The sequence below is a fragment of the Pantoea sp. y20 genome, from assembly GCF_054903455.1.
Map to the genome: position 1 here is coordinate 1,028,963 of NZ_CM142816.1, position 12,559 is coordinate 1,041,521.

General features: G+C 57.0%; 13 protein-coding genes. 10 read left to right on the forward strand and 3 right to left on the reverse strand.

Annotation, left to right across the window (positions count from 1 at the left end; genetic code table 11):
* Positions 1-90: 90 nt before the first annotated feature.
* The 6 genes from ACYAC5_RS04670 (at position 91) to ppnP (ending at position 5,158) form a co-directional block, all read left to right on the forward strand.
* A complete protein-coding gene (locus ACYAC5_RS04670) occupies positions 91-282 on the forward strand; it encodes a YaiA family protein (protein WP_101762471.1) in 192 nt (63 codons plus the stop codon).
* 357 nt (positions 283-639) lie between these two features.
* Entirely contained in the window at positions 640-1,392 is a 753-nt protein-coding gene (locus ACYAC5_RS04675; protein ID WP_192413994.1) for an IclR family transcriptional regulator, read from the forward strand.
* 189 nt (positions 1,393-1,581) lie between these two features.
* Positions 1,582-3,141 (forward strand): OPT/YSL family transporter, encoded by a 1,560-nt coding sequence (locus tag ACYAC5_RS04680; RefSeq protein WP_110867769.1) that lies wholly within the window; start codon positions 1,582-1,584, stop codon positions 3,139-3,141.
* Between the two features lie 15 nt (positions 3,142-3,156).
* Positions 3,157-4,089 carry a DUF1177 domain-containing protein gene (locus tag ACYAC5_RS04685; protein WP_462062951.1) on the forward strand — a complete coding sequence of 311 codons (933 nt, stop codon included), beginning with the start codon at positions 3,157-3,159 and terminating at the stop codon, positions 4,087-4,089.
* Between the two features lie 2 nt (positions 4,090-4,091).
* Positions 4,092-4,769 carry an AroM family protein gene (locus ACYAC5_RS04690; RefSeq protein WP_101762467.1) on the forward strand — a complete coding sequence of 226 codons (678 nt, stop codon included), beginning with the start codon at positions 4,092-4,094 and terminating at the stop codon, positions 4,767-4,769.
* A 104-nt stretch (positions 4,770-4,873) separates the two neighbouring features.
* On the forward strand, positions 4,874-5,158 hold the full coding sequence (gene ppnP / locus ACYAC5_RS04695) for a pyrimidine/purine nucleoside phosphorylase (protein ID WP_101762466.1): 285 nt from the start codon (positions 4,874-4,876) through the stop codon (positions 5,156-5,158).
* Between the two features lie 127 nt (positions 5,159-5,285).
* Here ppnP and rdgC read toward each other — a convergent pair whose 3' ends face one another.
* Positions 5,286-6,197, reverse strand: a complete 912-nt coding sequence (gene rdgC / locus ACYAC5_RS04700; RefSeq protein WP_008106069.1) for a recombination-associated protein RdgC — start codon at positions 6,195-6,197, stop codon at positions 5,286-5,288.
* A gap of 145 nt (positions 6,198-6,342) precedes the next feature.
* Here rdgC and mak point away from each other — a divergent pair, with 145 nt between their 5' ends.
* Complete coding sequence (gene mak, locus ACYAC5_RS04705; protein ID WP_110867766.1) at positions 6,343-7,254, forward strand: fructokinase; 912 nt, start codon at positions 6,343-6,345, stop codon at positions 7,252-7,254.
* A gap of 246 nt (positions 7,255-7,500) precedes the next feature.
* Here mak and eat read toward each other — a convergent pair whose 3' ends face one another.
* A complete protein-coding gene (gene eat, locus ACYAC5_RS04710; RefSeq protein ID WP_061717487.1) occupies positions 7,501-8,865 on the reverse strand; it encodes an ethanolamine permease in 1,365 nt (454 codons plus the stop codon).
* 259 nt (positions 8,866-9,124) lie between these two features.
* Here eat and ACYAC5_RS04715 point away from each other — a divergent pair, with 259 nt between their 5' ends.
* Both ACYAC5_RS04715 and qhpR read left to right on the forward strand, forming a co-directional pair.
* Complete coding sequence (locus ACYAC5_RS04715) at positions 9,125-10,129, forward strand: phosphotransferase enzyme family protein (protein ID WP_192236726.1); 1,005 nt, start codon at positions 9,125-9,127, stop codon at positions 10,127-10,129.
* A 151-nt stretch (positions 10,130-10,280) separates the two neighbouring features.
* The gene (gene qhpR / locus ACYAC5_RS04720; RefSeq protein WP_210081256.1) at positions 10,281-11,372 is read left to right on the forward strand and encodes an AraC-like transcriptional regulator QhpR; all 1,092 of its coding nucleotides are present in this window, start codon (positions 10,281-10,283) and stop codon (positions 11,370-11,372) included.
* Here the strand turns inward: qhpR and ACYAC5_RS04725 are convergent.
* On the reverse strand, positions 11,302-11,721 hold the full coding sequence (locus ACYAC5_RS04725) for a cell envelope integrity TolA C-terminal domain-containing protein (protein WP_192414000.1): 420 nt from the start codon (positions 11,719-11,721) through the stop codon (positions 11,302-11,304). The two genes, qhpR and ACYAC5_RS04725, sit on opposite strands and share 71 nt — an antisense overlap.
* Before the next feature lie 154 nt (positions 11,722-11,875).
* On the opposite strand from ACYAC5_RS04725, the gene ACYAC5_RS04730 reads away from it, so the two are divergent.
* Positions 11,876-12,553, forward strand: a complete 678-nt coding sequence (locus ACYAC5_RS04730; RefSeq protein WP_222233075.1) for a CsgG/HfaB family protein — start codon at positions 11,876-11,878, stop codon at positions 12,551-12,553.
* Positions 12,554-12,559: the final 6 nt, after the last annotated feature.

A 12,559-nucleotide genomic window follows, 5' to 3' on the forward strand; every position in this document is an offset into this window, starting at 1 on the left:
GTTTCTTTGCAGCGATCCTCAGTTGTCTATACTTAGCGTTAGGCAGAGGATCACCGCTGTCTGTGGACAACTGATAGAAGAGGGAAAACAATGCCAACGAAACCACCCTATCCGCGCGTCGCGCGTATTGTCGCCGTTGAAAAAGGTTCGGCGGATCAAACCGTCACCTGGTATGAATTACGTGCCGACCATCCCAAACCCGATACATTAATAAGCGAACACAAAAGCGAAACCGAAGCGCAAGATGCCAAAGAGCGCTACGAAGACGCTGAAAAAGATTAAGTTTACCCGTCATATTTCAAGCTGCAGGTGCGTTGGCTGCATGTGTTCACCCCAGTCACTTACCTAAGTAAGCTCCTGGGGGATTCACCCATTTGCCGCCTCCCTGCAACTTGAACTCTATAGGGTAAATAATTCAGCCGAAAAACTGCAATATTCCAAAAAAGTTACACACTTTCCTGCGGAATATTTAACTCACCTGATTACGTCATTTATTTCCCACTTCACGCCGTATTTTATTCTGCCTTAAATTCCCTCAGAAACGTCCGGCTTAAAATTTGCGCTTGACCGTCAAAGCGTCGCGCTTTACTTTCTGGTTATTGAAAGAGGAACTGTGTTCCATATAGTGAAACCAACGCCATGACCACACTCGAAAATGCCTCCGCTGTACTGAAGCTCTTTCAGCGCTTTGGCGTGACGCAGGGCCATCCCGGCTTGACCTTTACCGAGGTGGTGGATGCGTTAGGCATGCCGAAAAGCACGGTCTCGCGCCTGTTAGCGACCATGGAGAGTGAAGGCTTACTTGAGCGTGACACTGAAAGTCGCTGCTTCCAGATTGGTCGCGTGCTGCTGTCGGTGGCGGGTCACTATCTGTCGACGCCGCTGGTGGATAGCGCGTCGGCGCCGATGGCGCGCCTGGCGGCCAGCAGCGGTTGCATGGGTTATATCTCGGTGCTGGATGGCGACGATGTGCTGGTGATGCGCATGTATCACGGCCGCTTCTTCACCCAGCTGGTGACGCCGCCGGGCACGCGCGTTTCATTGACCGGCACTTCGACCGGACGCGTGCTGCTGGCACAGCTCAGTGATGACGAGGTTCGCGAACGTTTTGCCAGCAACTGGCAGGCGGCTTCGATGAACTCGCCGCTGAGCGTCGATGCGTTATGCAAAGAGTTAGCGGTAATTCGCCAGCAAGGCTGGGCACTGGCGCGCAATGAGACGCTGCCGGGCATCAGTTCGCTGGCGGTCGCGGTAACCAATAAACATCGCGGTGAAAGTGCCGCGCTCTGTCTCTCGTTTTTATCGCAAGAAGCGGCGCCCGGATATCCGGAGAGGCTGCTCAGCGAACTACGCGCAACGGCTGCACTGATGGCCGAAAAATACGGCGCATAATCCTGTCCAAAACAGGAAACCCTATTTTAGTTTTGAAGGCGTTTATTCGCGCCACACCAGGGAAATAGCAGGTCTTCGGACCTGCTTATTTCAATAATCAGGGAACGATTAATATAAAAACGTTGATGTCCCGCGTGTCGGGCACTTCGAATTAAAGCGTTTTCTACAGGGTGAAAATACGGGGATCTCATGCGTCAAAATAATCCAATAAAAAGCGTTGGCGTTGCCTTAATGCTGGTTCTGCTGTCCGTTGCCGGCGCCATCATTGGGGTTCAGCTTATTACCACCATTGGGGTAACACCCAATACCTCTATTATCGGCGCACTTTTTGCCATGCTGCTGGCGCGTATTCCGCTGCAATGGTTTCGTCGCTATCGCTCCATTGAAGTACAAAACCTCGCGCAAACCGCCATCTCCTCGGCCACCTTCGGTGCGGCCAACAGCCTGTTAATGCCGATTGCGGTGCCGTGGGCGCTGGGTGAGCCGCAGCTGGTGCTGCCGCTGTTTGTTGGCGTCAGCGCGGCGATGCTGCTCGATGCTTATTTACTCTATCGTCTATTTGATACCCGCGTCTTCCCGGCCAGCAATGCGTGGCCGCCGGGCGTGGCGGCAGCCGAAGCGATCAAAGCCGGTGACAAAGGCGGTCGTCAGGCTTGGCTGCTGGTGGTGGGGATTGTTGGCGGCATCGTGGGTTCGATGCTGAAGATCCCGATGTCGGCATTTGGTACCGCGTTTATCGGTAATATCTGGGCGCTCAGCATGCTAGGTATGGGTTTCCTGCTACGCGCCTACGCGCAACCGGTTGCTGGCATTGATATCAACGCACTCTATATTCCGCACGGCGTGATGGTCGGTGCCGGTTTGGTGGCGTTAATTCAGGTGGTGCAGGTGATTCGCAGCCGCCGCAATGATCAGGTCAACGTCAGCCGTAGCGACAGCGAAGTCAAACGTTCGCTGGGTTTCGGCACCGTCGGTTACATCGTCATCTCCACGCTGCTGGCGCTGGCGGGCGGTCTGTGGAGCCAGATGGGCCTGCCGATGCTGGTGCTGTTTATCCTTTACGCCGCCTTTGCTGCCTTCGTGCATGAATTGATTGTTGGTATCGCCGCCATGCACTCTGGCTGGTTCCCGGCCTTTGCGGTGGCGCTGATTACCCTGATTCTCGGTATTCTGCTCGGCTTCCCGCCGTTGGCGTTGTGCCTGCTGTGTGGTTTTACCGCCGCTACCGGTCCGGCGTTTGCCGATATGGGTTATGACCTGAAAGCCGGCTTTATCCTGCGCGGTAACGGTGCCGATGTGCAGCAAGAGCTGTGGGGTCGCCGTATCCAGCTGATCGCCGCGATGATTGCCTTTGTGATCTGTATTCCCGTGGTGTGGTACGCGCACACCATTTTCTTTGCCGAGAATCTGCTGCCGCCGGTGGCGCGCGTCTATGCCAAAACTATTCAGGCCGGTGCGGAGCCGGGGATTGCCGGCAACCTGCTGATGTGGGCGATTCCGGGCGCGATTATTCAGTTGATCGGCGGACCGAAGCGTCAGCTTGGCGTCCTGCTGGCGACCGGCTTGTTAATCAACAACGCCGCGGCAGGTTGGGCGGTGATGGTGGGCATCGCGCTGCGCATTATCATCCTGCGCGTGTGGGGCGAGCGTGGACGTTCACCGATGGAGGTGATGGCCGCCGGATTTATCGCGGGCGATGCGCTCTACAGCTTCTTCCATTCACTTTTTGCCAGCGGCAGCAAAAAATAATCCAGGAAATTCATGATGAGTTTACAGCAGACACTGCAGGTCTTTGAGTTACTCGATAGCGCTTACATTGATGGTCAACAGGTGGTCGATCTGTTCGCGGCCTATCCGGGCGTCACCGCCAGCACGAAACGCGTTAGCGGCCCAAAAGGGCGGACCGATTTCGTCCGCATCGATATCCCCGGTGCGCAGGGCAAAAGCAACGGCGGCAGTGCGCCAACACTCGGCATCATTGGCCGTCTCGGCGGTATTGGTGCGCGTCCAACGCGCATTGGTATGGTATCGGATGCCGATGGCGCCGTCGCGGCGGTGAGCAGTGCGTTGAAGCTGGCGCAGATGCAGACCAAAGGCGACGTGCTGGCCGGTGATGTGATTATCACCACCCACATCTGCCCGGATGCGCCAACCCGTCCGCACGAGCCAGTCGATTTCATGGATTCGCCGTGCGACGACATCACCATGAATGACAATGAAGTGATCGCTGGCGTTGATGCGATTCTGTCGATCGATACCACCAAAGGTAACCGCATTCTCAATCACAAAGGCTACGCGCTGTCGCCGACGGTGAAAGAGGGCTACATCCTGCGCGTGTCAGAAGATCTGTTACGCATCATGGAGATGACCAGCGGCAAACCGGCGGTTACCTTCCCGATCACCACGCAGGACATCACGCCATACTGCAACGGGGTTTATCACCTCAACAGTATTTTGCAACCTTCCACCGCGACGGATGTGCCGGTGGTCGGCGTGGCGATCTGTGCCGAATCGGTGGTGCCGGGCTGCGGCACCGGCGCCAGCCACGAAGTGGATATCGCTTTAGCCGTGAAGTTTGCGGTCGAAGTGGCGAAAGAGTTCGGGCGTGAAACCTGTCACTTCTACGACCCACAAGAGTACGCGCTGCTGCTCTCTTTGTATGGTAGTCTCAGCCATCTGCGCACCCGGAAAGCCTGATGATGAACATCTCCCTGGTCACACTGACGATTGGTCAATCACCGCGTAGCGACATTCTGCCGCTGCTGCTGGAACATCTGCCCGCCGATCAGGTGGCGCATGCCGGTTTACTCGACGGCCTGACGCTAGCCGAAGTTGAGCTGCAGTATGCGCCCGCGCCGGGTGACAAGGTGCTGGTATCGCGTATGACCAGCGGCGAGCAGGTGCGCCTGTCCGTAGCAAAAGTGGAGCTGGGACTGCAACGTAAGATTAACGCGCTGGAGCAGCAGGGCTATGACACCATTTTGCTGCTGTGCACCGGCGAGTTTGGCGCGCTGAAAACCCAATCCGCTTTGCTGCTGGAGCCCGATCGCATCATCCCACCGCTGGTACGCGCGATTGTGCAAGATCATAAAGTCGGGATTGTGGTGCCGGTGGAAGAGCAGATTGCCGAGCAGGCCAACAAGTGGCGCAACTTGATCACTCCACCATGTTTTGCCGTTGCCAGCCCGTATCTGGCGGAGCAGGCCGATTTGGTGGAAGCGGGATTGTCGCTGCAGGAGCAGGGCGCGGATGTGGTGGTGCTGGATTGCATCGGCTATCACCAGCAGCACCGCGATTTCCTGCAGAAAATGCTGGGCATTCCGGTACTGCTGTCGAACGTGCTGGTGGCCAAGCTGGCGGCAGAATTGATCGTCTAACGCAGGGAGATCACAAGTTGCGATCTGTGGCGCTAATTCGCGTGACAGATCAGCGAGTTCCTTAGTAATCTGCCAGTCACGATAATGTGCTGTGAGGAAGTAATATGCTCAATACAAGTGAGTATTTCGACGGAAAAGTGAAATCCATTGGTTTCGACAGCGTGACCATTGGCCGTGCCAGCGTTGGCGTGATGGCGGAAGGTGAATACACCTTCGGCACCAATCAACCGGAAGAGATGACGGTGGTGAGCGGCGCGCTGAAAGTGCTGCTGCCGGGCGAAACCGAGTGGAAATGGTACGAAGCCGGCACCAGCTTCAACGTGCCAGGCCAAAGCGAATTCCATCTGCAGGTGGCAGAGCCTTCTTCTTATCTGTGCCGCTACCTCTAAACTCAAGCTTTAGAACATCTTAAACCTGCGACTTCTGTTGAAGCGCAGGTTTTTTTATTGCTCACCCCACGAAAATCCTGCTGGTTTGTCGTAGGGTCACCCTTAATGGCGACCAGGATCGAGAGGATTAACGCTTCGCTTCGCCGCCTAACGCTTCGACCAGATTGCTGATCAGTGCGGCCAGTTCGCTGGTCATCAGAATGAAATCGGCATCGAAACGCTGGGCGAAATCATCGCGGTCGATGTCATCATTCTGCTCACGCAGCGTGTCGCTGAACTTCAAACGCTTCACTGAAGCATCATCGGCGATAACGAACTGAATGCGTTCCTGCCAGTCAAGCGCTAGCTTAGTGACCACTTTGCCGGCTTCAATGTGTGTAGCGATTTCGTCGGAAATCAGATCCTGCTTCTTACAGCGGATCACGCCGCCATCTTCCAGCATGGCTTTCAGCTCGGCTTCATCCATCAGGGCAAAACCGGCTGGCAGCTCACCTGAGCGCACCCATTCGGTCAGCGTCAGCTCGATCGGATTCTCCAGCGTCAGCGGTACCACCGGCAGCGAACCGAGGCTTTTACGCAGCAGCGCCAGCGTGTCTTCGGCTTTTTTGGCGCTGGCACAGTCGACGATGATCAGATTGTTAACGGTGTCGATCCACATATACGTCTGGCTGAAACGGCTAAACGCGCGTGGCAGCAAGCTGTGCAGTACTTCATCTTTCAGCGAATCTTTCTCGGTCTTCTTCAGCTTGCGGCTCTGTTCTGCTTCCAGCTTGTCGATTTTGGCTTCCAGCGCCTGCTTCACCACCGGCGACGGCAGAATCTTCTGCTCGGTGCGTGCACAAATCACCATCTGACCGTTGATTTCGTGCGTCAGCGCTTCGCTGCGGTTGCCCATCGGTGAAACCCAGCCGGTTTTCGCCATATCCTGGCTGCCGCATGGCGAAAAGGTAAAGGCGTCGAGCTGTTTTTCCAGATCGTCTGCGGACAGCGGAATGTCACGATTCAGACGATAAACCATCATATTTTTAAACCACAACATCGGGATTCCTTACCGTGGGTGCGATCGGGCGCACAAGTCTCAAAGTCAGCGCGCATGATAGCGAAACATCGGATTGGTTTCATTGCCTTTCCCGATTCAGCCTTCTACTGTATTGGTCACCAGAACGAATAATGAGGAATAAATCGTGCGCATCGGGATTGATTTAGGCGGGACCAAAATTGAAGTGATTGCACTGTCTGATCAGGGTCAGGAACTGTTCCGTCATCGCGTTAACACGCCGCGTGACGACTACGCTGCCACGGTTCAGGCGATTGTCGATTTAGTGCTGCTGGCGGAGGAGAAAACCGGCCAGCAGGGCACGGTCGGCATCGGCATTCCCGGCACGATTTCGCCCTACACGCAACGGGTGAAGAATGCCAACTCCACCTGGCTGAACGGTCAGCCGCTGGATAAGGATTTAGCGCAGGCGCTGAATCGTGACGTGCGTATTGCCAACGACGCGAATTGTCTGGCGGTTTCCGAAGCGGTAGATGGCGCGGGCGCGGGTCAGCCGCTGGTGTTTGCGGTGATTATTGGCACCGGATCGGGCGCGGGCGTAGCGATTGGCGGTGAGTCGCGCATTGGCGGTAACGGCAATGCCGGTGAGTGGGGCCACAATCCGCTGCCGTGGATGGATGAGGATGAATTGCGCCATCGTGCGGAAGTGCCCTGTTATTGTGGATTGCAGGGCTGCATTGAGACCTTTGTATCGGGTACCGGCTTCGCTATCGATTATCAGCGTCTGAGCGGTAAAGCGCTGAAAGGCGCGGAGATCATCAAGCTGATTGAGCAGCAGGATCCGGTGGCGGAACTGGCGATGAATCGCTACGAAATGCGTCTGGCGAAATCACTGGCGCAGGTCGTGAATCTGCTGGATCCCGATGTGATTGTGTTGGGCGGCGGCATGAGTAACAACGATCGCCTGTACCAAACCGTGCCGGCGCTGATGAAGCAGTGGGTGTTTGGCCGCGAGTGTGAAACGCCAGTGCTGAAGGCGGTACATGGCGATTCAAGCGGCGTGCGCGGGGCGGCGTGGTTGTGGCCGTTGAAAGGGTAGTTTCTGTTACGCACCTCTGTATGTGCTCGCTTTCCCCCTCCTCGGTTTGTACTCGCTTTCCCCCTCCTCGGTCCTCCCCCATAAATGGGGGAGGAAGATGCTGCCACATGTCAGTGAGGAAGCTGCATGTGGCAGCGTCTCCTTCCCCCGCTTGCGGGGGAAGGCCGGGATGGGGGACAGCGTGCACATCTCCTTCCCCCGTTTACGGGGGAAGGCCGGGATGGGGGACAGCCAGCACTAACCCACTCACTCACCCACTAACATCGAATCCTGCGGCGCGTTATCGCGCTGGGCTTTAGTCGCCAGGAAGTAGACATATCCCACCGCCATAATCGCCACAAACAAGCCGCCAATCACCGGGTTAAACCACAGCATCGCCACCAGACACACCAGCGACAGCACCAGCGCAATGCCCGGCACAATCGGATAGCCAGGCGCACGGAAGCTGCGTTCCATCTCCGGCGCAGTGCGACGCAGTTTAAACAGGCTCAGCATACTCATTAGATACATCACAATCGCGCCGAACACCGCCATGGTGATCATCGCAGCGGTCAGCGTCATGCCTTGCAGATTAATGAAACCATCGCTGTAGATCGCGGCGATCCCGATTAAACCCCCGGCGATAATCGCGCGGTGCGGCGTCTGGAAGCGCGACAGCTTCGCCAGACTCTGCGGCAGATAACCGGCGCGGGCGAGGGCGAAGAACTGGCGCGAATAGCCGAGAATAATGCCGTGGAAGCTGGCAATCAGGCCAAACAGACCGATCCACACCAGCATGTGCATCCAGTTGGAATTTTCACCGACAATCATCTTCATTGCCTGCGGCAGCGGATCGTTGATGTCCGACAGCTTGCGCCAGTCGCCAGCGCCACCGGCCAGCAGCATCACGCCAATCGCCAGCACCACCAGCGTCAAAATGCCGGTGATATAGGCTTTGGGAATGGTGCGCTTCGGATCTTTGGCTTCTTCGGCCGCCATCGCCGCGCCTTCAATCGCCAGGAAGAACCAGATGGCGAACGGAATCGCGGCGAAGATGCCAGACATCGCCGGCATGCCGAAGTGATCGCTACCCGCCCAGCCGTTAGCGGCAAAGTTGGCGATGCTGAAGCCCGGCGAAACCACGCCCATAAACACCAGCAGCTCCAGAACCGCCAGCACCGTGACCACCAATTCGAACATCGCCGCCAGCTTGACGCCGAGAATGTTCAGCGTCATGAAGACGATATAGGCGCCGACCGCGGCGGTTTTCGGATTGAGATCGGGATATTGCACGTTGAGGTAAGCGCCAATCGCCATGGCAATCGCCGGCGGTGCGAACACGAACTCAATCAGCGTGGCGAGGCCCGCGATCAAGCCGCCGGTTTCACCGAACGCGCGGCGGCTATAGGCAAACGGGCCGCCTGCATGCGGAATCGCGGTGGTTAGTTCGGTAAAGCTGAAAATGAAGCAGGTATACATGGTGGCGATCATCGCGGTGGTGATCAGAAATCCCAGCGTGCCCGCCACGCCCCAGCCGTAACTCCAGCCAAAATATTCCCCGGAAATCACCAGTCCAACCGCAATGCCCCACAAATGCAGGGTGCCCAGCGTGGGTTTGAGCTTATTCGTCATCGTCTTCTCCCCGTCGTCATTGTTGGTGCGGCAGCTTCACCGCGCTTTTTTATCTTTGCGCTACAGTGAAGTGATAATGCCGCTGCCTGGCGCGGGAAAACTTGACGCGGGCGCAGTGAGTTTTGTCCTCCACGGTCAACTCTGAGGCAAGAAAAGTGCCAGATGCACGCTGCGGTCAACTTTGGGTTGTCTGCGGTCAAGCAGTCAGGACGACGTCATCCCATGCTGATACCACTTGCTTGATGCTGGAGATTGATGAATGAGTGCCGAACAGTCCGATACCTTAACCGATACTGAAATCACCCTGCTGGCGCATCAGGCGCTGGCCCGTTATCCCGCGGCACTGCGCGGCGAACTCAAGCTGCTGTGCCGGTCGGAAAATGCCACCTTCCTGTTGCAGGCGGCGGGCAAACGCTACGCGCTGCGTCTGCATCGTCCTAACTATCACAGCAAAGCGGACATTCAGAGCGAGCTGCTGTGGCTGGATGCGCTGCGTGACATTGGCATCATGGTGCCGCAGGCGATCCCGGCCAGTGAGGGTGAGACCGTGCTGACGCTGCTGATGGCAAACGGCGACGAGCGATACGCCGTGTTGTTCCACTGGATTGAGGGTGACATGCCCACCACCGATGTCGATCCCAAAGCGTTTCAGCAGCTGGGGCACATCACCGCGCGCTTGCATCAGCACAGCCGCAGCTGGCAGAAACCGGCGGGTTTTCAGCGCATCATCTGGGATCATCACACCATGGTCAGCGATCATAGCCATTGGGGACGCTGGCAGGATGCGCCGAACCTCAATCCGGCCGATCACGGCATCGTCGCCGAAGCGGTAGCGCGCGTCGGGCAGGAGCTACAGGGCTTTGGCAAAGGGGCGGATCGTTATGGTTTGATCCACGCCGATCTGCGTCTGACCAACCTGCTGCTGCATAAAGGCGAAACGCGGGTGATCGACTTTGATGACTGCGGACTCGGCTGGTATCTGCACGATCTGGCGGCGGCGATCAGTTTTGTTGAGCACCATCCGCGCGCCGCCGAATGGGTGGATAACTGGATCCTCGGTTACGAAAAAGTGGCGCATATCAGTGATGACGAGATGGCGCTGGTGCCGACGCTGCTGATCCAGCGCCGCATTCAGATGACGGCGTGGATGGGATCACACGCGGAAACGGAAATGGCACTGAGCCTTGGGCCGCGCTGGGCCGATCACTCGGTGCGCCTCTGCCGACGTTATCTGGAAACCAATCAGCTGCCGGTTGGCGTTTGATGCACCAGCAGTGAGCAGCTTTGCGCTGTCGCGGCGCAGCAAAGGTCGCCATTCATGGCGACCCTGCGACAAAATCCGCAAATCATCCGCCTGGTACGAATATTGCTGGAATCCTCAACCTGTTTCACTCGCGCCACACGCAGAGGTTCCGATGCAATCACTCATAACACCCACTGAAGCCTTTAGCGCCTTGTCCGTCAGCGCCAGCAACCGCGGCGTTTTGGCGGCGGCGGCCACCGGACTGAGCGGGTTTATCACTGACAAAGGCGGCGATGTCGATCGTATTTTTGGCATCAGCGGCATCAACTCCGAACTGCTGGCGAGCCCCACGCTAAGCCTGGGTTTGGTGAACTACTGCCGCGTGATGGAAGAGGCAGCGCGTCATTCCGGTTTTGATAACTTCGGTTTGCATTACGGCAAGCAGTTCAAACCGCAGTCATTAGGCTTGATTGGGTATATCGGCCTCTGTTCGCCCACGCTGGAGCAGGCGCTGCACAACGTGGTGAACGCCTTTCCGTGGCATCAGCACGACACGCTGACGCGGCTGGTGGATAAAGGCGAGTGCTGGCGGCTCGATTATCAGGTGCGCCACGGCGCGATCCTCTCCAGACGCCAGGATGCGGAGCTGACGCTCGGCATGTTCCTCAACTTGATCCGCCACGTTGCCGGCAAAAACTGGGCACCGCGTGAAGTGCACTTCGAGCATCCGCGCCCGGAGCAGTGGCACGAGCACTGCAAAGTGTTTGATGCGCCGGTGTGGTTTGATCAACCGTTCAACTCATTACTGATTCCGAAACGCGATCTGCTGCGCAGCATGCCGGAACAAGATCCGATGTTGCTGATGGTGATGCAGGATGCTATCCGCCGCCTGAACAGTTGTGCCAGCCTGCAAAGCGTGGTGGAGCAGGCGCGATCGCAGGTCAATCTGTCACTGATGCAGGGCGAACCGGTGCTGGAAGATATTGCCGAAAAAATGGGCCTGTCGAGCTGGTCGCTGCAACGGCGGCTGCGTGAAGAGGGCATCAGTTTCACGGCGCTGGTGGACAAGGTACGCTGCGAGATGGCGACGCACTATCTGCAACAGAAGCAGCTGCCAATCTCAGAGATGGCGCTGCTGCTCGGCTATTCCGAAGTCAGCGCCTTCTCCCGCGCCTTCCGCCGCTGGTTTGGCATCAGCCCGCGCCAGTGGCGCCAGGATGGCTCGGCGTTGCCGGGGCAAAACCGAACCACGCTGGCTGGCTAGCGTCCGGTGGCGGCGGTAAATCTTTGCTTTGACCAATCAACTGCCAGGCGCGCAGGCACAGCGTTTCGTCGCCTTGCGTCTGCGTCACCGCGTAGCGCCCGCTGTTTTGCCACTCAAGCCGCACCAGACATTGCTGACCGGCATAACGGCGCGCATCGCGGAAATGCTGGTTGAGCTGATGCTGCATCTCATCAGCCCACTTGCAGGATGCGCTGCCCGGCGCGCTCTGCGGCTGACACAGATTGGCGATGCTATCCTGTTGCTTTGGCTCAGAATGCTGACAAGCGCTGAGGCCCACAACAATCATTAACCCGCCCAATAATCCCGCCATTCGATTAATTAAATTCATTAATATGCCTGTACTTTCACTAAAGTTCCTCTCTCTCACTGCCGACAGTCTACAGACCGACTCAACCAATGCTATGGCATTACTCTGACTGTCGGCAGAACCAGAATTTGCCGCAGCCTTGCGGCTTTATCTCCTTTTGATTCATGGATTAGAAATGCAGAAAAAATATGCCCTTGCGGCACTCTCCTTGTTAAGCGCCACGCTGCTCAGCGGCTGCGCGACCGAATCGTCACGCGCCATTGAAGCGCCACAGGTACGTGCGGCCAGCCAGCCCGCGTATCAGGGCGTGCGCAGCCCGATTGCGGTTGGCCAGTTTGATAATCGCTCCTCGTACATGAACGGCATCTTCTCTGATGGCGTGGATCGTCTTGGCAATCAGTCGAAAACCATTTTGGTCACGCACCTGCAGCAGACCAATCGCTTCAACGTGCTGGATCGCAGCAACCTGAAAGAGTTGCAGCAGGAAGCCGGCTTTAAGAAGAGCGAGCAGAACATCAAAGGTGCGACTTACATCATCACCGGCGATATCACCGAATTTGGTCGCAAAGAAGTGGGCGATCAGCAGCTGTGGGGCATTTTGGGGCGCGGTAAGAACCAGATTGCCTATGCCAAAGTCAACCTGAATGTGGTGGATGTCACCACCTCAGAAGTGGTGTACAGCGCGCAGGGCGCGGGTGAATTCAAGCTGTCAGCGCGTGAGATCGTCGGTTTCGGCGGCACCACCAGCTATGACTCCACTCTCAACGGCAAAGTGATGGATCTGGCGATTCGTGAAGCGGTAGATCATTTAGTGGATGGCATTAACAGTGGCGCATGGCGTCCGGCGAAATAAGGATAT